Consider the following 20,898-nt stretch of genomic DNA (forward strand, 5'->3'; position numbering starts at 1 on the left):
AGCTTCAAGAACGCAGGGTATTTGGGTTCCCTCACCCCAATTTGTTCATAAAAAAAGGTCATATATATGTACTCCTTTACTGCTCAGCAGCGGTTTTCCGCGCTGATATGGCTTTCGCTATTCCACATTGCCATCATCACTTCCAGTAACTATCTGGTTCAGTTACCCGTCTCCATTTTTGGTTTCCATACCACCTGGGGCGCGTTCACCTTCCCGTTCATTTTTCTGGCTACTGACCTGACCGTCCGTATATTCGGCGCGCCGCTGGCACGACGGATTATACTTTCCGTGATGGTGCCTGCGCTGGCGATTTCCTATGTCATCTCGGCGTTATTCTTTGAAGCGCAATGGCAGGGAGCAGAAGCACTCAGCAGCCTGAATATCATGGTCGCGCGTATCGCCACCGCCAGTTTTATGGCGTATGTGCTGGGGCAAATTCTTGACGTTCACGTGTTTAACCGCCTGCGTCAGAATCGCCGCTGGTGGATAGCGCCGGTGGCCTCAATGTTCCTCGGCAATATCAGCGATACCCTGTCCTTCTTCTTTATCGCTTTCTACAAAAGTACCGATGCTTTTATGGCGCAGCACTGGGTGGAAATCGCGATGGTGGATTACACATTCAAGGTGCTGATCTGCCTGGTATTCTTCCTGCCGATGTACGGCATGCTGCTGAATATGCTGCTTAAGCGTTTATCCGCGCAGGGAAATAACCCGCATTCTGCCGTCCGCGTGCACTAAACTGTGAGCGGGGAAGACACAAATCGCGCCATAATCTGACTTGCTTTTGTGGCCTGAATAGGTTGCCATAAAGGCTGTTAAGTCAACATGTAAGCCTGGTTAACAGGCCACTTAAGGAAGCCCGATGCGTAATATCGCGAAAATGATGGGAATGGCAGTACTGATCGCTGGTCTGGCTGCGTGTGACGGTAAAACTACCGATGCACCTGCCGCAGATAAAGGTGCGCCAGCGGCCTCAGCAACGGCAGCGACCGTACCGGTCAGCCTGCTGGAAGGTAAAGTCACCTTCTCCCTGCCGCAGGGAATGAGCGACCAGAGCGGTAAGCTGGGCACTCAGGCAAACAATATGCATGTGTACGCTGACAGCACCGGTCAGAAAGCCGTGATTGTGATCCTGGGTGATAACACCACCGAATCGCTGGATGTTCTGGCGGGTCGTTTACAGGATCAGCAAAAAGCTCGTGATACCAATCTGCAGGTTGTGACCAATAAATCTATTCAGGTCAATGGCCAGACGCTGCAACAACTGGATACCGTGATCACTTCTGCGGGTCAGAAAGCTTACTCCTCCATCGTACTGGGCAAAGTAGACAGCCATTTGCTGACCCTGCAAATCACCCTGCCAGCGGATAATCAGCAGCAGGCGCAGACCGATGCAGAAACCATTATCAACACCCTGAAAATTCAATAAATTCAGAGGTATTAAAAATATCAGGCGGGGCTCAGGCTCCGCCTTTTTTTATGCTGTTACTGCCACTCAAAAAATTCACTTTATAAGCGGAACAGATAACGTTTTATTACTTTCAATGAAGTACAGTGATATAGAACAGAGAGTAACTGATAGTATTGTTATATATATTAACCAGTACACATCATAAAATGGAATAATTAACTTAAGGAATAAGTTATGTACCATAGTGATTTCATTATTAATAAGTTGCATTAGGCATAACAACGTCCATTTGCCTTGGATTCAATATTCATACCAGCTTCAGCCAGAAAATTAGCAAGGTGTCCGCACTTGCCGCTGCCGGAATAGGCTTATACGGATACGTACAGGAAGCCGCAGAGAGTGCAGAACGTTTGCAGGTTCTTAGCCCCGCGTATTATTACGCGTTGTATATGCGAAAATTAGAAATGATGTATTTTTTAGTTGAACCTGTTTATATGAAAGCCCGCTCATTTAGCACGAATCTTACATCAGATGATGAAGTCGCAAAAACAATAATTGATATGGTAAAGTGAATGTCATGATCGATTTTTTAAAGCGGTGGTTTAAACATCAACTGTCTTATTTTTTCTGGACTTACATTCCATTAATTATAACTGTGATTTTCGGTGTATTTATGGTGAGTTTTTTTCCTGACATCGCGATACAGTCAATTGGGGTGTTTTTCCTGTTGATGTTAGTTTTCGTTTTTTTATTCTCACGGTAAATTTCATGCAATCTAATTATATAAGTCTTTTGAAACGTCAAAGACCTGCCAGGCGGGGCTCAGTCTCCGCTTTTTTTGTCTTATGCTGTTACTCAATCTCACAAACCCGCCTCCGCTGTAATAAAAATGTAACATTTCCGTCATAAATCACAGTTCGTTTGTGCGCGAATAGCTAAAATGATGTTCGTTTTGGAACACACCGGCTTCGCCATTTCGTCCGTGGCTCACGATGAGTCCCACCTGATTTATGCCATCGGAGGCATTTATGCTCAGTATCTTTAAACCCGCGCCCCACAAAGCTCCTGTTGATGAGGCCCACGTCGATCCGCTCTACCGCCGTCTCCGCTGGCAAATCTTTATGGGGATATTCTTCGGGTATGCGGCCTACTATCTGGTGCGCAAAAATTTCGCGCTGGCCATGCCTTATCTGATTGATCAGGGCTTTTCCCGTGGAGATCTCGGTTTTGCGCTGTCCGGGATTTCCATTGCTTACGGCATATCAAAATTCATTATGGGGTCAGTGTCTGACCGCTCGAATCCGCGTGTTTTCCTGCCCGCAGGTTTAATTCTGGCTGCTGCAGTGATGTTGTTTATGGGCTTCGTGCCGTGGGCAACATCGAGCATTGCCATCATGTTTGTGTTGCTGTTCCTCTGCGGCTGGTTCCAGGGAATGGGCTGGCCGCCGTGCGGTCGCACCATGGTTCACTGGTGGTCGCAGAAAGAACGCGGCGGCGTGGTGTCGGTATGGAACTGCGCGCATAACGTCGGTGGGGGTATTCCTCCGCTGCTGTTCCTGCTGGGCATGGCGTGGTTTAACGACTGGCATGCGGCGCTGTATATGCCAGCCTTCGGCGCGATCCTGCTGGCGGTATTTGCCTTCATGACCATGCGCGATACGCCGCAATCCTGCGGCCTGCCGCCGATTGAAGAATACAAAAACGATTACCCGCCGGACTATGTGAAAGAGTCTGCCGAGCAGGAACTGACGGCGAAACAGATTTTCATGCAGTACATTTTGCCGAACAAATTGCTGTGGTATATCGCGCTGGCTAACGTTTTTGTTTATCTGCTGCGCTACGGGATCCTGGACTGGTCACCGACTTACCTGAAAGAAGTGAAGCATTTTGCGCTGGATAAATCCTCGTGGGCGTATTTCCTTTATGAATACGCAGGGATCCCCGGCACGCTGCTGTGCGGCTGGATGTCGGACAAAGTGTTTAAAGGCAACCGCGGCGCGACCGGCGTGTTCTTCATGGTGCTGGTGACTATCGCAACCGTCGTTTACTGGCTAAATCCGGTCGGCAATCCGGGCATTGATATGGCCTGTATGATCACCATCGGCTTCCTGATTTACGGGCCTGTGATGTTGATTGGTTTACATGCGCTGGAACTGGCACCGAAAAAAGCGGCCGGAACCGCGGCAGGTTTTACCGGGCTGTTTGGTTATCTGGGCGGCTCGGTCGCGGCCAGCGCCATTGTCGGCTATACCGTGGATTACTTTGGCTGGGACGGCGGGTTTATCGTGATGATTGCCGGTTGTGTGCTGGCCGTTGTGTTGCTTTTACTGACCATGCTCAGCGAGAACAAACACAAAGCGCAACTGAAGAAAAATGCCTGATTGGTTTTGATGTTCGTCGAAAGGCACCGAAAGGTGCCTTTTTTTGTTTTACACAGCTTCAGAAGGGATCCGTCTGCCCGCTGCATCAAACAGTAAAATACTGGCGGCATTAAATCCAAAACTGAGCGGCGTGTTTTTAGCAAAAGAGAGCTGTTTCGACGATTTCATTTTCAGGATGTGCTCGCCGAAACGCGCGTATACCAGCGTGGCATCGCCCTGCAATTCTGTGAAATCGACTAAAACGTCAAATGCGTGTTCCGTCGCTTCATTCAGGCGCAACAGCTCAGGGCGGATCGCCAGCGACACGGTTTGTCCATCCTGCGCCGCGGGGAATTTATTGCCCAGCGAAAACATCGGCTGCCCGTCAATACACAACTGGCGGCCCGTCACCTGTGCGGGGATCACATTGATTTTCGGCGTACCGATAAATCCGGCAACAAACAAACTGGCCGGACAGTTGTACAGTTCAACCGGCGAACCAATCTGCTCAATATTGCCCTGATTAAGCACCACAATCCGGTCCGCCAGCGTCATGGCTTCGACCTGATCGTGGGTCACGTAAATCATGGTGTTTTTCAGTCGGGCGTGAAGCTGACTGATTTCCTGACGCATCTGAACGCGCAGCGCGGCATCAAGATTCGACAGCGGCTCGTCAAACAAAAATACTTTCGGCTGCTGAACGATAGAGCGACCGATGGCGACGCGCTGACGCTGCCCGCCGGAAAGATTTTGCGGCAACCGGTCGAGCATCTCGTCCAGCCGCAGGATCAGAGCCGCTTCGCTGATGCGTCGGGCAATTTCAGCCGGTGGCGTTCGGATATTCTTCAGACCAAACGCCAGATTCTGCCTGACGGTCATGTGCGGATAAAGCGCGTAGGATTGAAATACCATCGACAGACCACGCTTTCCGGCGGGCAACTCCGTCACGTCAGTGTCCTCAATGTGGATGGTCCCGCCGCTCAGCCCATCCAGCCCGGCAATCATGCGCAGCAATGTTGATTTACCACAGCCCGACGGCCCTACCAGCACCAGAAATTCACCGGAACGGATCTCCAGAGTTAAATCGGGGATCACGGCTGTTTTGCCATAGTATTTTTTGACGTTTTTTAGCGTTAAGCCTGACATAGCGTTGTCCTTTGAAACAAAAAGATGCGCGGTTATGCCCCGGCAAGGGTGAGCAGTATTCCGTCAACATCGGTCATTGCGTCCTGATGGCCCCGCCAGATATCAGGTAGAACCACGTATAATTAACCTAAACTCCAGGTCGTGGTGAATATTGGTTTTTCCTTCCAGCAACAGGGCTGCGGCTATTTCACCTTTTTTAACCGGGTCCTGCGCGATTGTCGTGAGCCCGATCTTATCCGCTGGCCGGGGAATATTATCAAAACCAGTAACGGCGATATTTCCCGGAACAGATAAACCGGTTTTCCGGCAATAATTAATGGCACCCTGTGCGAAGCGGTCGGAAAGGCAAATAAACGCGGTTATACCGGTATTACTTATCAGTAAGTCCCTGGCAGCTATTTCGCCAAATATTTCATGATGGTTCGTTTCGCAAAGAAAGCATTTATTCAGATCAATATTCCATTCCCGGAAAGTTGCCACGCAGGCATTCACACGGGTAATCATCACCTGATTATCACCGGAAACACGTTGACTCAATGGCATCACACCCTTTCGTCCCTGCAGTGAAGGGAATGAAATAATCCCAAATTCACGGTGCCCTTTTTCCAGCAGGTGCAGACAGATTTCCCTCATCGCCCTGTCGTTATCAATGGATACGCTGCTGTGCGAGGGAATTTTAAAATCCGTAGTCACCACGGGCAGATTTTTGGACAACGCTTTGGCGATGATCTGGTCATTATTGTGTGTCGCATTAAGGATATAGCCATCTACAGCCGTATTGATGACACTGGCCCTCGCGCCCTGCCCGATATGCAACGGGATCAGGATAATGCTGACTCCTTTTCGGTCACATTCACCGGCGATGCCTTGCATAAGCTGCACGTCATGACTGTCTGTAAACACATAACTGAGCGTGTCGTTAAAAATAATCCCGATGGCATCCGATTTCCCGGTACGCAATGCCCGACCAAGATTGTCAGGCCCGTAGAAATTAACGGAATGCGCATAATCGATTATTCGTTTTCTTAATGATTCTGACAGTTTGCCCGGATTATTAAATGCATTCGACACCGTGGTGTGCGTCACGCCTAATTCGCGGGCAATTGACTTTAACGTTATCTTACTCAGCTTACACACTCCTGAATGTTGTGAATAAAGGAAGCCCTGCCTCTGAAATGCAATAAATTAGCCCATATATACTCACAGCAAACAGGCTATTGCAACGAATATAAAAATAAAGTTTAACGTTAAACAAAATCATTTATGTGACTGTAATAACGTTTATTCAATGAATGTCCATGCTAGCGTTTAAATAGACATTCATTCATAAAATAATAATATGAATAATCATTAAATATAATTTCTCATTATGACTCATAACCTAATGGAAACAGGAAACAGCATGAAAATAATGAAACTGGCTGCTATTGCGGGTATCACGTTATTTCTTTCGGGCTGTGGCCCTGATGAAAAAGACCAAACCAGCATTAAAATGTGGGTCGCGCCGAATATTACGCAGGAAGTGTATTGGGGCGAAATCGTTAAAGAATGGAACAGCAACCCGGCCAACCGGAAAGTAGAATTCACCTCAATACCGGCGGCAGGAAGTTCTGAAGAAGCCATCATGAATGCGCTGGCGTCGGGTACAGAGCCAGACATTTCGACCAATATTTTTATCGGCTTTGCTAAGCAGTTATCCGAACTTAAACAGCTCACTGATTATTCCAAAATGCCCGGCTTTCAGACACTGACAGAAACCCGTCATATGGGAAAAACGATTTCAAACTGGCAGTTCAACGGACAGCAGACGGTCATCCCCATTTACATCAGCCCGGTTCTCTACTGGTGGCGCAGTGATCTGCTGGCAGCTCAGGGTTTTGACCACGTCCCGACCTCTTATGATGAAATTTACACGCTTTCAGAACGTATCGCGCTCACTCAGAAGGGTTATAGCCTGCAACTAACCAGCGGTAAAAACTGGTGGGATCGCTGGTTCGACTTTATTCCGCTCTATTACGCCGCCGCGGATGGCCGCCCGTATATTCAGGATAAAGAATCGGCTTTCGATAATGAATCCGGTCTGGAAGCACTGAATTTCATGGCGAAAATGTTTGCCAATAAGTGGACCAGCTACGATTTCACAACCGCAGACGATCCCCTGGCGGCGGGAATGGTACTGGGAGCCATGCGCGGCCCCTGGGATATCGAACGTTATCAGAAACAATTCCCTGAAGTACTGAAAGATATCCGTATCGGCCCAATGCCGACTCAGTCTGGCGCGCCGGGTGCAAATACCATGGCCGACAGCAAAGGGATCGTGATGTTCAGTACCTCGAAAGTGCAGAGCGACGCCTGGAAATTTATTCAATGGGTATACAGCGACCCGAAACACGATCTGCGCTGGCTGGAACTGACAGGTATGCCTCCGGCAAGGGAAGATTTGCAAAGTAATCCGGTGTTCAGCGACTACCTGCAACAGCATCCGCTGGTGAATGACATCGTCTCCTACGTCCCAAAAGCCGTGCCGCCTGCCGCCGTCACGAAAACGGTCGAAGTCCAGCGGACGATGACCCAAATGATTGAAAAACTGATGTTTGAAAACAACGCAGTGCCGGACGCGCTGCACCAGTCTTCGCAAGAGATCGACAAAATACTGGAACAATAAAGCGATGATTAAACTGAAAGAGTCCACTACAGGGGGCCTTCTGGCCTCCACTTACCTCGGATATTCTCTGGTATTCTGGCTTTATCCTTTTATCTGGTTAGCGGTACTGAGCTTTACTGACTGGAAATTTATTGGCACGCCCTCTTTTAATGGTGTGAAGAATATTATTGCCGTCATGCAGAATCCTTTGTTCTGGACAGCGATGTATAACGTATTTAAATTTCTGGCTTACTATCTGCCGATTGTTTTGGTGTCTTCATTATTATTCGCCTTCGGTTTAAGGAAACTAAAATATGGCAAAGCCTTTGTTGCCCTGAGTTTCCTGCTCGCCAATGTTTCATCCGGCGTAGCGTATTCTATTGTATTTTCCAAACTGTTGAGTGAAACAGGCCCCATCAATACCTTTCTGATGAGCACATTGGGCATTAATGTTCCGTGGTTTACCCATCCGGATTTTGCCATGTTATCTGTTGCTCTTATTATCACGTGGAAATTTGTTGGCTACTACGGCCTGATTTTTTATTCCGGGCTGATTACGATTCCGAAAGATATTTACGATGCGGCAGACCTCGATAAAACCAGCGGCCCCGGAAAAATATGGCATATCACATTGCCCCTGATGAATGCGCAGATCGTCATGGTGCTGGTTCTGGCGATCACAGTCGCGTTCAGTATTTTCACCGAACCCTATCTCATCACCGGCGGCGGTCCGCTGCAAAGCACCACCACGCCAATGGTAGTGATGTATGAAGCCGCCTTCCGGCAGATGCAGCCAAGCTGGGCCGCCACCATGTCGATTATTGTCGCCGTATTCAGCTTCTCACTGATCTGGATATTGCGCCGGTGTCTGGAAAAGAAAATCGAGATCGTATGATGAAAACTAAAACTGCACAGATGCCGGCAGCCTCCCCTGTGCAAAAATATTCGCTGAAAACAACACTCAGTTCCGTGGTGATCCACCTGCTGATGTTTTTGCTGGCCATCACCTGGTTATATCCCTATTTGTGGATGCTAATCGGTTCTTTAAAAAATACCGCTGATATTTATACCACTTCGTTCTTTTCCGGCCCGCTGTCATTCGATAATTATACTTTCCTGTTCGACGGCAGCGGCAAAGCGGAAAAACCCTTTCTTCGCACGTTGTTTAATTCCATATTCATTACATTAACCATTACAGTGTGCGTCACGCTGAGTTCCTGTTTAATAGGTTATGCGCTGGCAAAAATGGAATTCAAAGGTCGGGATATTTTTAAAAACCTGCTGATCCTGCAAATGGTTTTCCCGGCATTCATGTTTATTATTCCGCATTTTGTGCTTATGCGGGAACTCGGCATGCTTAATTCGTATGGCGCGCTTATTTTACCGTTTGTCATGAATGGCTGGGGTATTTTTATGATTTCCCAGAGTTTTAAAGGCACGCCCAATGACTATATTCATGCCGCGAGATTAGATCACGCCGGTCTTATCAAAATTCTTTTCCATGTCATGTTGCCTCTCAATAAATCCATTCTGGCTATCGTCGCGATATTTACCTTCACCAGCGCCTGGGACAATTTCCTCTGGCCGCTGATTGTGATGCAGGACGCTAACAAAATGCCGCTTTCCGTTCTGCTGGCGACGTTCAGTAAATCTTACAGCGTCTATGTCGGCCCGATTCTGGCGGGGTCGGTGGTACAAACTTTGCCGATCGTCGTTTTGTTTATCCTCTTCAGGAAGCATTTCCTGGAAGGGATGTCGCTTTCACTTAAATAACAGGCATGAATGATGAATAACCTGAAAACAGCGCAGGAACGGGTATTTTATCAGGTGTATTTGCCGTCTTTCTGCGACGGTAATACGGACGGACTGGGCGATTTTCAAGGTCTGATTTCTAAGCTGGATTATCTGGCTGAGCTGGGTATTGGCGGTATCTGGGTCACGCCTTTTTATCCGTCGCCGCTGGTGGATAATGGCTATGACATCATCGACCACTGCGCTGTAGATCCGCGTTTTGGCACGTTAGCGCTTTTTGATGAACTGATTGCAGCCTGTCATCAGCGCGACATTTTGCTGGTGATCGACGTGGTAATTAACCACGTGTCAGATCAGCACCCCTGGTTTCAGGCGGCGCTCAGCCAGCCTGACAGCCCCTTCCGCGACTTCTTTTTCTTTCGTGAGCAAACTAATAACTGGACCTCTTTCTTCGGCGGTTCAGCCTGGACACAGGAGCCCGGCGGAACGGCCAGTTACTACCATAAATTCTCGCCTCAGCAGGTTTGCCTGAACTGGTCTCATCCCGCCGTTGAGCATGAGATTAAAAAAATCTTCGATTTCTGGATAGCCCGCGGCGTCGACGGTTTCCGTTTTGACGTGATTAATTTTCTGACCACCGAGGGTATCGGGGAAGATCACCCGCCAGCCGAAACGGGCGCAGAGCCACCACATGAAAAAGATATCAATCAGCCCGGCGTGCTCGATGTAGTGAAGCGCCTGTGCCGCCATATCCGTGCACAAGGGGAATTCCTGCTGATTGGCGAAGTGGGCAGTGAAGTATTGCCGGTGATGGCGCCTTATCAGGGTGCGGAGCTGCTGGACGTGGTCTTTAACTTCAACCTTGGCAGCCAGAAACACTTCGATATCACCGCGATCTTCGCCGAAATGCAGGCTATGGAAGCCACGCTGCCCGGCTTACCGACGCTGTTTTTTTCCAGCCACGATATGTCACGCATGATCAGTCGCTTCGGTGAATCCTCCCGGGATGTTCCCCGTGCGGTGGCCGTTTTCGCCCTGCAAATGACCGCCCGTGGTTTGCCTTTCATCTTTCAGGGTGAGGAAATCGGCATGACGGATTTTGTCCCGCAGAATTTGCAGCAAATGCGGGATATTCAGGGCATCACTCAATATCACACCGCAATTTCACAAGGCATGGATGAAGAGCAAGCACTTACTTATGCATTGCCTTTCTGCCGCGATGCCTCCCGCTTACCCGTTCCCTGGACGCCAGCCATTAACAGCGAAGGACAAATAAACGTCGAGGCCGAGAGTAAGTGCTCACATTCAATTTTTGGCGCGTATAAACAACTGATTGCGCTGAGAAATACCCATCCGGCGCTTCAGCGTGGTCGCTATGAGTACCTCACGCTGTTTAAACAATGCCTGATATTCCGCCGCTTTCTGAATGGGGAATGTCTGGAAGTGATGATCAATTTCGGCGCGACGGTCGTCAACGTAGGTTATGGCGATGGCAATCCCGTCTTGTTCGGCGCGGATGAACCGCTGCTGGAAAAAAACCAAATTCTTATCAAAAAGGTAAACCATGAAAATGCTCAGAAGTGATAAAAATCCGCTGTTAACACCTGCCGATATCATCCCTTCCCAGCCCGGCTGGAAGGTCGATTGTGTATTTAATGCAGGCGTATGTTCGTATCAGGGTGAAACCCTGCTGCTGCTTCGTGTTGCGGAAAGCGTGGTCTCAACGGACGCCAATTGTCTGGAAGTACCGCTTCTGGTGAACCTGCAAAATACCTGGCATCCGGGCACTAAACGTTTTCAACGGGACGACCCGGCTTATGACTTCAGTGACCCCAGAATGATTGCACTGAAAGCCGATCCTTCGGTTATCTGGCTGACCTCCATGTCGCATCTGCGGTTAGCGAGAAGTCAGAATGGTGAAGATTTCACTGTCGATGCTCAGCCTTTTTTAACCGCCGATACGCAATATGAGCAATTCGGCTGCGAAGATCCGCGAATTACGCTGATAGACGGTGTTTACTACATTAACTATTCGGCTATTTCGCCGTATGGCATTTCTACCGCACTGGCGACCACCACCGATTTTATTGCTGTGGAAAAACAAGGCGTGATTTTCTGCCCGGATAACCGCGACGTGTGTTTCTTCCCGGAAAAAATTAACGGCAAATATCAGGCGCTGACCCGTCCTTCGCCCAAGCATTTTGGTAAGCCGGAGATCTGGATCTGTGAATCCCCGGACATGCTGCACTGGGGCAATCATCGCCATTTACTCGGCAGCGCGTCCGGCGACTGGGATGCGCTGAAACTGGGCGGTGGCGCCCCGCTGATGAAAACGGTACGTGGCTGGTTACAGATTTATCACGGCGTAGATAAAGATCAGCGCTATTGCCTCGGTGCCATGCTGCTCGATTTGCATAATCCATTGAAAATTATCGCCAAATCCTCGGCGCCGCTGTTACAACCGGAAGCGATTTACGAGAGAGAAGGATTCTTTGGCAACGTAGTCTTCACCTGCGGCGCACTGCTGGAAAAAGACATGCTGAAAATTTACTACGGGGCAGCCGATGAGTGTATTGCGCTGGCGACAATGCCGCTGGCGGATTTGTGGCAACATCTGGGCATTTCAGTAAGTGCAGATTAGGCAGGATCAGAGGCGGGAACCACCAAAGCAGAGTGAATACCCTGCTTTGGTTTTACGACTTTGCTTTAAAACCGATTAGCTTTCTTCAGCCAGATACATCTTACGCAGGTAATGCGGCACGGCATCGTCGGCGTTGGATCCGATGATTTCTGCATCCGGCATGGCAGCTTTCAGACGTGGCAGTGAACCGCTCATGAGACAACCTTTACCGGCCATGGTCAGCATTTCAAGGTCATTCAGGCCATCACCAAAGGCGATACAATCTTTCAGCGAATAACCCATCAGCTTGGAAACATATTCCAGCGCATGACCTTTTGACACACCGCCCGCCATCACTTCCAGACAGACCGGCAGTGAGAAGCTGACGTTCACACGGTCGCCCCAGCGCGCGTTGATCGCTTCTTCCAGTGGCAGCAGTTTTTCGTGGTCTTCACAGGTGAAATACACTTTGCAGATACCGTCAGTTTCCAGCAAACCCGGCTCATACAGTTTGTATTTGAAAACGGATTCACGGAAGAAATCATCCTGATCGGCGCGGTCACGGTTCATGTACCAGTCATCATTACGATAAACGTTGGTCAGAATATCCGGGTTGTTATGCATGATGCCGAACAGGTCTCTGGCGATGTCTTCATCCAGATTATGCGAGAAAATCAGGTCGCCGTCGGTGTTATGCACGCGCGCACCGTTGGAGGTGATCATGTACGCACTGATTTCCAGATTGTCGCGCATCTGCGCCACGTCGATATGGTGACGCCCGGTGGCGAAAACGAAATGCACGTCGCGCTGAGTCAGCAGTTTCAGCGTCTCTTTGGCGAACGGGCTCAGGGTATGATCAGGTGATAGCAGCGTGCCATCTAAATCGGAAGCAACAACATGGTACATAGCGTTAGGTTCTAACCTCTGATGGAGTTGTGCGCGGCGAACCGCGGATTAAAGCTGTCGCGCAAAAAAGCGCATGATAGCGTCCAGCGCCTGTGCCCTCAGGTCGTCCCGTTCAAACAGGATCTCATGGCGCGCGCCTTCGATGACCAGCGGTTTTTCCCCTTCACAAGGGTGCCCCGCAACGGCCATGGCCTGACAAAAAGCAAGATGGGACCGGTTATCCACCACACGATCTTCGCTTGCCTGCAATAACAGAACAGGAGTGGTGATTTTTTCGGCTTCTTTCAGGATATGCATCCCCGCCTCAATCCCTTCACGCACCCAGTGATAGGTAGGTCCGCCGACCTGCAACTCTGGATAATCGGCGTAAAACCGCAAATTGCGGCGATAACGCGCGCGGCTGTGCGTCAGCTGGTTGACTACAAACGGCAGCGGCCGCCAGTGGCCGGTACCCAGCGCATAGCCATCACGACGAACCGGACGATTTTCCGCCCAGTTAAGGATACGGCGCGATAACCAACCCGGCATCGGCAAATAAATACCGGTCATCGGCGCCAGTAACGCCGCTGCATCAAAATTCTGCGGATTTTTCGCCAGATACAACGCCAGAATTGCCCCGCCCATGGAGTGTGCCAGCGCAAACTTTTTCTGGTACTGACGCGGCGCAACCTCCAGCTGATAAAAGCGGTCGAAATCTTCGACATAATCGTCAAAGTGCTTCACGTGACCGCAATGCGGATCGTCGAGCATACGCCCGGAACGTCCCTGACCACGGTGATCGACAATCATGACATCGTAGCCGCAATGGAATAAATCGTAGGCCACTTCGGGATATTTTACGTAGCTTTCTATACGACCCGGTGACACAACGATGACTTTATCGTGAGCAGGCGAACAAAACCGGACATAACGGACAGGAACATCATCAACGCCGCTAAACTCGCCTTCTTCACGTGTCCGCCAGAAATCCAGCAAAGGCCCGGTCGCAAAGGCTGCAAACTCCTTCTCACGTGTTAACCACTTCGCATAATTCACAGGCATTCAATGATCCAAAGTCGTCAAACAGGGAGGATGAAAGTGTTATTTGTGAGCTATAGCGCAATTATAGACAATGGCGTATTGTGCCATAAAACAACCTAAAACGTACTCAGGGAGTCTCGCAATGACACTGGACTGGTGGTTAACCTACCTGCTCACCACTTCTATTTTAAGTTTATCACCCGGTTCCGGCGCGATTAACACCATGAGCACCGGCATCAGTCACGGCTATCGTGGTGCTGTGGCCTCAATTGCCGGGTTACAGCTCGGCTTAGCGATCCACATCGTGCTGGTCGGTATCGGGCTGGGCGCGCTGATTTCATCATCGCTGCTGGCCTTTGAGTTTCTCAAATGGTTTGGCGCCGCCTACCTGATCTGGCTGGGTATTTGCCAGTGGCGCTCCGCGGGTGCGATTGACCTGAATGCGCTCGCCAGCAGTATGCCGCGACGCCGTTTGTTCAAACGCGCCATTCTGGTGAACCTGACCAATCCAAAAAGCATTGTATTTCTGGCTGCACTATTTCCACAGTTTATCATTGCGCACCAACCTCAGGCTGCACAATACGTGGTACTGGGTGTCACCACGGTGGTTGTCGATATCATTGTGATGATCGGCTACGCCACGCTGGCCACCCGCATCGCCGGTTGGGTGAAAGCACCGAAACAAATGCAGTTGCTGAACCGCATTTTCGGCTCACTGTTTATGCTGGTGGGTGTGTTGCTGGCCAGTGCGCGGAAGGTTTGATTTCTCAGAATGCAAAAAGGGTCCGGCATCAACCGAACCCTTTTTTATTAACCGGCTAATTTGCTCAGCGGTTGATGATTAAGGCAACACCAAAACCTGCAAACACCACACCCGCCACGCCATCAATCCATTTCGCCAGACGCTGATACCCGCGACGCATTTTAGGCAGGGCAAAGACCAGTGCCACTAATGAGAACCAGGCCAGGGTTTCCACGACGATCAGCAGGAATATGCCCAGACGCTCACCGCCGCTGACGCTGTCGCTAACAAACATCGAGAACACGCTGCCGAAGTAAATGACGGCTTTCGGGTTAGAAAGATTGGTCAGCAGTCCGCGCATAAACGTGCGGCCACGGGCAGGCAGAGCCACCGGTGTATCATCGCCGTTTTGTTTCTTAGCACGTGCAGATTTCAGCAGTTGCCAGCCCATCCAGCACAGATACAATCCGCCGCCGACGGTGATGATCTGATGCAACCAGGCCATTTTTTGCAGAATAAGATGCAACCCCATCAGCGCAACGGCGGCCCACACCAGCACGCCCAGCGTAATGCCAATCACGCCCATCATGGCTTCTTTACGCGACCGGCTGGCGGCGGTTTGTGAGACAAAGAAGAAGTCCGGCCCCGGACTCATTAGCGCGATCAGATGAACCATCGCAACCGTCAGGAATAGCATCAGCATGATTAACTCTCTGTGTTATGTGTAGGAAACAGAATTCTTACTCGTCGCCGTTATCGATGTGATCGCGGATCATCGCCATAAATGGCCGACCGAATTTCTCCAGCTTACGCTGACCGACACCGGTGATGTCGAGTAAATCACTCGCGCTGACCGGCAGATGTTCAGCCATTTCCAGCAGCGTCGTGTCGTTAAACACTACGTATGGCGGCACATTATTATCATCCGCCAGTGACTTACGCAGTTTACGCAATTTAGCAAACAGCTTACGGTCGTAATTTCCGCCGTAGGTTTTCTGACTGGCACTGCTTTTAATTTTGAGCGTCTGAATTCGTGGCACCGCCAGCTGTAACGGGATTTCACCACGCAGCACCGGACGCGCAGATTCTGTCAGCTGTAAAGCAGAGTGCATGGCGATGTTTTGCATCACCAGCCCGAGGTGGATAAGCTGGCGCACCACGCTGGTCCAGTGCTCGTTACTGTGTTCTTTGCCGATACCGTAAACCGACAGCTTCTCGTGGCCGTATTCACGGATACGCTGATTGTTCGAGCCGCGCAGCACTTCGACCACATAACCCAGACCAAAACGTTGCCCGACGCGTGCGATGACGGACAGCGCTTTCTGCGCATCCAGCAAGCCGTCGTAGCGTTTTGGCGGATCGAGGCACACGTCGCAGTTACCGCAGGCGTTCTGTTTACCTTCGCCAAAGTAATTGAGCAGCACCAGGCGTCGACAGGTTTGCGCCTCCGCGAATGCGTTCATGGCATTCAGTTTGTGGCGTTCAACATCCTGCTGGGCGCCAGCCGGTTTCTCTTCCAGACAGCGGCGCAACCAGGCCATATCGGCCGGATCGTAAAGCAATACCGCTTCCGCTGGCAGGCCGTCACGTCCGGCACGCCCCGTTTCCTGATAATAAGATTCAATGGTGCGCGGAATATCAAAGTGCACCACAAAACGCACGTTAGGCTTGTTGATGCCCATACCGAAGGCGACGGTGGCAACCACAATTTGCAGGTCGTCACGCTGAAAACCTTCCTGCACGCGGGCACGGGTTTCGTTATCCAGTCCGGCATGATATGCGCCAACGCTCAGCCCGCGACTTTGCAATCGCGCTGCAGTGTCTTCAACTTTGGCACGGCTGTTACAGTAAATGATGCCGCTTTTGCCGCGCTGATCCTGCACAAAGCGAATCAGCTGATCGAGCGGCTTAAATTTTTCCACCAGCGTGTAACGGATATTTGGACGGTCAAAACTGCTGACCTGAATCAGCGGGTCATTCAGTTCCAGCAGGCGGACGATATCGTTACGTGTGGCTTCATCGGCGGTCGCGGTCAGGGCGATCACCGGCAGTTGCGGATAACGCAGTTTCAGCTGGCCAAGGGCGCGATATTCCGGACGGAAATCGTGGCCCCATTGGGAAATACAGTGGGCTTCATCGACAGCCAGCATCGCCGGATTCCACTGTTGCAGCTGTTCCAGGAAATCGCCCATCATCAGGCGTTCCGGCGCGATATACAGCATTTTGATACGTCCCGCGCGGCAACCAGCCATGACTTCCAGCTGTTGCTCACGGGTTTGCGTCGAGTTCAGGCAACCGGCTTCAACGCCTGCGGCCATCAGCTGATCAACCTGATCTTTCATCAGGGAAATGAGCGGCGAAACGACCAGCGTCAGGCCGTCCATCACCAGTGCGGGGATTTGATAGCACAGCGATTTACCGCCGCCTGTTGGCATCACTACCAGACAATCCCGGCCAGAAATGGCGGTGTTGATGATAGTTTGCTGGCCTGGTCTGAATTGCTGATAACCGAAGGTATCGCGTAATACCTGATGAGCCAGCTCTTCTTTGTTTATCACTGCCGCCGTAGACACTCAATTCCCCAACTGTTCAAACCACCCGGCTAAGCCCTAAAGCCGCCGGGGCTGTACTGCACCGACATAATATACCCTAAATAATCCGCGATGCAGCCAACGCAACTGCAACCAGAAGTATGGCGGGGATTACATAATGTCGTTAAGCATAATACCGACGCCGATACGGGTCTGCTTATGGTTATAGTCGATCAATGACTCGCCGTAACCACTGAATACCTGAGTATAGAAGCGAACTTGTTTGGAAATCGGGTAGCTCCAGCCGGTCGTCGCGCCGCCGTAACCGGTATTCCAGTTGTAACGGCTTTCGACGCTGAACACGCTGTCGCCCCACGCATAGCCAACTTTCAGGCGGTAATAGCCCATGTACTTGGCGATGTCCGGGTTGTCGTCGTTTTCATCGCTTTCAGGGATGCGATACCAGGGTTTCAGATCAACCTGCCAGTTGCCGTGCTGCGCCATGAAACGCGCATACACACGGTTCCAGCTGCGGGACGTCGGGTCGGAGCGACCGTTAGACTGGTGACTGACACCATATTCTGCTTCACGCAATGTCCAGCCGAGGAAATCGTAATCCGTTGCCCAGGCCAGGAAAAGCTGTGGCTCGTAGTTGGTCTCACGGAAAGGTGAAGACTGCCCGCTGTTAGAAAGCTGCCAGAATGATTTTTGCGTGTAGGATGCGCCGAGAACCGAGTTATCACCCGCAATACCGCGCCACAGAGGGAATGCCAGGCTGAGCTGGAACTCGACTTCATCGTGACGTGCTTTATCTGCCCAGTCGTAAGACTCAATCGCTTTCTTGTTGATATTGCTGGTATCGGTGTAAATCAGAAAGTTGGGTTCATAAGGATATAACGTGAACGGGTTGTCATGCTCTTGCAGCATATTTGCAATAATGCTTCCGCGCACAGCAGGTTTATCATGTACTTCCTGTACCGTGGCTTCCTCTGCATAGCCCAACAATGGCAACGCCAACAGCGTGGCACCGACAGCCCAATTTTTACGCATTATTCCTTACCCTCACCCTAAAGTTATTGATTCATTATTTTTTGATAATCAGCCTTCCGCCCGGCCGGCAATGCGCAGACTACAATCCGGAAATCTCAAAGCAGGGCATTTTACACACAAATACATTTCTACATGAGTACTGAATACATTTATCCTTCGCCCGGTAGAAATCCATCCTGCCCGCACCTAAAATCAACACTTCGTTAACTTTTTCGGCGAACATACGATCCACTCGTTTTCGTCAGGAATCTATTCATGTCTGCTTCATCTCTCAGCCACGAGGCCGCCCTGCAACTGATCGGCAATATTTTCGTTTACGATATGCCGTTTAACCGCGAACTGGGCCTCGAGCTGAAACGTCTCGACTGCGACTACGCAGAGTTAAAATTTACCAACCAGACCAAACTGGTGGGCAATGCCGCACAAAAAATCCTGCACGGCGGTGTGATTGCGGCGGTGCTGGATGTCGCCGCCGGTCTGGTTTGTGTGACCAGTTCACTGATCCGCCGTGACAAGCCGGATCATCCGTTGCTGGAAGCAGAAATGCGCCAGCGGTTATCCAAAATGGGCACCATTGATTTGCGCGTTGATTATCTGCGTCCGGGCCGTGGCGACTACTTTATTGCCTCGGCAAGCCTGGTCCGCGCCGGCAATAAAGTGTCCGTTGCGCGCGTGGATTTGCACAGCGATACCGGCGTTCACATCGCCACGACCACGGCGACCTATATGGTCGGCTGAAATCAGGTAAACTCCGCTTCTTTCCTTACTCTTTTTCAGGTACCACATGGACGCACATCGTACCCGGCAAGGTGTTATTTTTGCCTTTATTGCCTATCTGATCTGGGGAGTCGCGCCCGCGTACTTCAAGCTGATCAAACAGGTGCCTGCTGACGAAATTCTGACTCACCGGGTGATCTGGTCATTCTTCTTTATGTTAGTGCTGCTCTCCGTCAGCCGCAGCTGGGGCGATGTCCGGCGGATACTGGCACAGCCGAAGAAAGTCGGCATGTTACTGATTACTGCCCTGCTTGTCGGTGGGAACTGGCTGATTTTTATCTGGGCGATAAATCATGATCACATTCTGGAAGCCAGCCTCGGTTACTTTATCAATCCGCTGGTGAATGTGGTGCTCGGCATGCTGTTTTTGCGGGAAAGATTCCGAAGTTTGCAGTGGTTTGCCGTCGCGCTGGCTTTCGCCGGAGTACTGATTCAGGTGTGGATTTTTGGTTCGGTGCCGGTCATCGCCATCGGCCTGTCACTGACGTTTGCCTTTTACGGCCTGCTGCGTAAAAAAATCGGTGTGGATTCGCAAACCGGCATGTTGATTGAAACGCTATGGCTGCTGCCGGTCGCCGGGATTTACCTGTTCTTTATCGCCAGCAGCCCGACCAGTAATCTCGCCGCAAATCCGTGGTCGCTTGATTTGCTGCTGATGGCTGCCGGGATTATTACCACCATCCCGTTGCTGTTCTTCACTGCCGCCGCCGCCCGCCTGAAGCTTTCTACGCTGGGCTTTTTCCAGTATCTGGGGCCGACGCTGATGTTCCTGCTGGCAGTGGTGTTCTACGGTGAAACTGTTAATACATCACAGCTCATCACCTTCGGCTTTATCTGGGTCGGTCTGCTGTGCTTTATAACGGATGCGCTGTATACGCAGGGCCGTTTACGACGAGGAAGAAGCGGGCACAGCGCTGCGTGATATAAAGCGCGCCATCGCCGGACCGGTTGCCAGGATGGTGATCAGACGCAACGTCTGCATCGCCATCACAAATCCTAAATCCGCATGGCTGCCCGCCGCAATAATCGCCACGGTGTCCAGTCCGCCCGGGCTGGTCGCCAGATACGCCGTCAGCATATCTACGCCCAGCAGTTTGGTCAGCACCCACGCCATACCGCCGCAAATCAGCATCAGCCCGATAATCGATGCAATCATCTGCGGCAGCGTGCGCAAAGCCAGTTTGAAAATCGGTCGCGTGAAGCGCAATCCGACACTCCAGCCAATCAGCGTATAGGCCATCGCCAGCAGCCATTCCGGCACTTCTAAGGCCACGGTACCGGTGGAATGCAAAACCGCGCCGGCGATGGCCGGGAGCAGCAATGCGCCGGAAGGAATTCGCAGACGCGGCCCCAGCCAGACACCGGCCACCGCCAGAAATAGCGTCGCAAAGAAACGCCACGTCAGCGGCGGAAACCACACCACCGCCGCCGCCAGTGACGCGCTGTCGCCCATCGCCATACGGGCCACAAATGCGGCCGCTGTGGCCACAAACAGCACGCGCAGATACTGCATAAACGCCACCAGACGCACATCAGCACCGAAATCACCGGCCATAGCCACCATCGCACTGGCACCGCCCGGCGATGAGCCCCACGCACCGGTCGGGCCGGGTAACTGGCTAAAACGCACCAGCAGCCAGCCGGAAAGCCCGCTGGCCAGCAGCGTCGCCACCAGCACCATCAGCACCAGCGGCCAGTCATTGAGTAACGGGGGTAATATCGACGGCGACAGGCTTTGGGCAATCATGCAGCCCAAAACGCCCTGAGAGAGTTTAAAAAACAGCGGGTGAATACGCACGCTGGCGCCCAGCAGCCCCATGATGACGCCGACAATCATCGGCCCCAGTAACAGTGCGGCTGGCACATGGAAGGTTTGAAAAATAATGCCCAGAATCAGCGAGGAAACGACGAGGATAAACCACTGCCCCGCCGGAACCAT

The 20,898-nt window shown here is 51.2% G+C and carries 20 protein-coding genes; 12 read left to right on the plus strand and 8 right to left on the minus strand.

The window, feature by feature from the left end; genetic code table 11:
• The first annotated feature begins 66 nt into the window (after positions 1–66).
• From ACM615_RS21155 to glpT, 4 genes are all read left to right on the plus strand, one after another.
• Complete coding sequence (locus tag ACM615_RS21155) at positions 67–738, plus strand: 7-cyano-7-deazaguanine/7-aminomethyl-7-deazaguanine transporter (RefSeq protein ID WP_112290530.1); 672 nt, start codon at positions 67–69, stop codon at positions 736–738.
• A 124-nt stretch (positions 739–862) separates the two neighbouring features.
• Entirely contained in the window at positions 863–1,429 is a 567-nt protein-coding gene (locus ACM615_RS21160) for a DcrB family lipoprotein (protein ID WP_112290529.1), read from the plus strand.
• Positions 1,430–1,749: 320 nt separating this feature from the next.
• A complete protein-coding gene (locus ACM615_RS21165) occupies positions 1,750–1,983 on the plus strand; it encodes a hypothetical protein (RefSeq protein ID WP_240783272.1) in 234 nt (77 codons plus the stop codon).
• A gap of 456 nt (positions 1,984–2,439) precedes the next feature.
• Positions 2,440–3,792, plus strand: coding sequence for a glycerol-3-phosphate transporter (gene glpT, locus ACM615_RS21170; protein WP_129637855.1), 1,353 nt, complete (start codon positions 2,440–2,442; stop codon positions 3,790–3,792).
• 48 nt (positions 3,793–3,840) lie between these two features.
• Here the strand turns inward: glpT and ACM615_RS21175 are convergent, their stop codons facing one another.
• Entirely contained in the window at positions 3,841–4,917 is a 1,077-nt protein-coding gene (locus ACM615_RS21175) for an ABC transporter ATP-binding protein (RefSeq protein WP_129637854.1), read from the minus strand.
• 102 nt (positions 4,918–5,019) lie between these two features.
• Positions 5,020–6,054 (minus strand): LacI family DNA-binding transcriptional regulator, encoded by a 1,035-nt coding sequence (locus tag ACM615_RS21180; RefSeq protein WP_431012489.1) that lies wholly within the window; start codon positions 6,052–6,054, stop codon positions 5,020–5,022.
• 265 nt (positions 6,055–6,319) lie between these two features.
• Here ACM615_RS21180 and ACM615_RS21185 point away from each other — a divergent pair, with 265 nt between their 5' ends.
• Genes ACM615_RS21185 through ACM615_RS21205 form a run of 5 tightly spaced genes read left to right on the plus strand, consistent with a single transcriptional unit; the run spans position 6,320 to position 11,954 of the window.
• Positions 6,320–7,582 (plus strand): ABC transporter substrate-binding protein, encoded by a 1,263-nt coding sequence (locus tag ACM615_RS21185; RefSeq protein WP_132967148.1) that lies wholly within the window; start codon positions 6,320–6,322, stop codon positions 7,580–7,582.
• 4 nt (positions 7,583–7,586) lie between these two features.
• Complete coding sequence (locus ACM615_RS21190) at positions 7,587–8,456, plus strand: carbohydrate ABC transporter permease (RefSeq protein WP_113878030.1); 870 nt, start codon at positions 7,587–7,589, stop codon at positions 8,454–8,456.
• Positions 8,457–8,476: 20 nt separating this feature from the next.
• Positions 8,477–9,334, plus strand: a complete 858-nt coding sequence (locus ACM615_RS21195) for a carbohydrate ABC transporter permease (RefSeq protein WP_374756924.1) — start codon at positions 8,477–8,479, stop codon at positions 9,332–9,334.
• 12 nt (positions 9,335–9,346) lie between these two features.
• Complete coding sequence (locus tag ACM615_RS21200) at positions 9,347–10,897, plus strand: alpha-amylase family glycosyl hydrolase (protein ID WP_431012490.1); 1,551 nt, start codon at positions 9,347–9,349, stop codon at positions 10,895–10,897.
• Positions 10,884–11,954 (plus strand): glycoside hydrolase family 130 protein, encoded by a 1,071-nt coding sequence (locus ACM615_RS21205; protein ID WP_159282719.1) that lies wholly within the window; start codon positions 10,884–10,886, stop codon positions 11,952–11,954. The genes ACM615_RS21200 and ACM615_RS21205 overlap by 14 nt, the downstream gene beginning before the upstream one ends.
• Positions 11,955–12,029: 75 nt before the next feature.
• On the opposite strand, the gene yigL is transcribed toward ACM615_RS21205, so the two are convergent.
• Positions 12,030–12,839, minus strand: a complete 810-nt coding sequence (yigL, locus tag ACM615_RS21210; protein WP_113878084.1) for a sugar/pyridoxal phosphate phosphatase YigL — start codon at positions 12,837–12,839, stop codon at positions 12,030–12,032.
• Between the two features lie 48 nt (positions 12,840–12,887).
• A complete protein-coding gene (gene pldB, locus ACM615_RS21215) occupies positions 12,888–13,880 on the minus strand; it encodes a lysophospholipase L2 (protein ID WP_113878085.1) in 993 nt (330 codons plus the stop codon).
• 121 nt (positions 13,881–14,001) lie between these two features.
• On the opposite strand from pldB, the gene rhtB reads away from it, so the two are divergent.
• On the plus strand, positions 14,002–14,622 hold the full coding sequence (rhtB, locus tag ACM615_RS21220) for a homoserine/homoserine lactone efflux protein (protein ID WP_112291315.1): 621 nt from the start codon (positions 14,002–14,004) through the stop codon (positions 14,620–14,622).
• A 64-nt stretch (positions 14,623–14,686) separates the two neighbouring features.
• Here rhtB and rhtC read toward each other — a convergent pair whose 3' ends face one another.
• The 3 genes from rhtC to pldA all read right to left on the minus strand — a co-directional run bounded on the left by rhtC (position 14,687) and on the right by pldA (position 18,182).
• Positions 14,687–15,304 (minus strand): threonine export protein RhtC, encoded by a 618-nt coding sequence (gene rhtC, locus ACM615_RS21225; RefSeq protein ID WP_112291317.1) that lies wholly within the window; start codon positions 15,302–15,304, stop codon positions 14,687–14,689.
• A 37-nt stretch (positions 15,305–15,341) separates the two neighbouring features.
• Positions 15,342–17,174 (minus strand): ATP-dependent DNA helicase RecQ, encoded by a 1,833-nt coding sequence (gene recQ / locus ACM615_RS21230; RefSeq protein ID WP_112291318.1) that lies wholly within the window; start codon positions 17,172–17,174, stop codon positions 15,342–15,344.
• A gap of 129 nt (positions 17,175–17,303) precedes the next feature.
• Positions 17,304–18,182 carry a phospholipase A gene (pldA, locus tag ACM615_RS21235; RefSeq protein ID WP_431012491.1) on the minus strand — a complete coding sequence of 293 codons (879 nt, stop codon included), beginning with the start codon at positions 18,180–18,182 and terminating at the stop codon, positions 17,304–17,306.
• A 255-nt stretch (positions 18,183–18,437) separates the two neighbouring features.
• On the opposite strand from pldA, the gene ACM615_RS21240 reads away from it, so the two are divergent.
• Both ACM615_RS21240 and rarD read left to right on the plus strand, forming a co-directional pair.
• Complete coding sequence (locus ACM615_RS21240; RefSeq protein WP_113878087.1) at positions 18,438–18,920, plus strand: thioesterase family protein; 483 nt, start codon at positions 18,438–18,440, stop codon at positions 18,918–18,920.
• Positions 18,921–18,966: 46 nt separating this feature from the next.
• Positions 18,967–19,881 carry an EamA family transporter RarD gene (rarD, locus tag ACM615_RS21245; RefSeq protein WP_129637847.1) on the plus strand — a complete coding sequence of 305 codons (915 nt, stop codon included), beginning with the start codon at positions 18,967–18,969 and terminating at the stop codon, positions 19,879–19,881.
• Here rarD and ACM615_RS21250 read toward each other — a convergent pair.
• Positions 19,846–20,898: an AbrB family transcriptional regulator gene (locus ACM615_RS21250; RefSeq protein WP_369921078.1), complete on the minus strand. Its 1,053-nt coding sequence runs from the start codon at positions 20,896–20,898 to the stop codon at positions 19,846–19,848. The genes rarD and ACM615_RS21250 overlap by 36 nt on opposite strands.

The sequence above is a fragment of the Rahnella sp. PAMC25617 genome (genome assembly GCF_050606005.1).
Lineage (GTDB): Bacteria > Pseudomonadota > Gammaproteobacteria > Enterobacterales > Enterobacteriaceae > Rahnella > Rahnella variigena.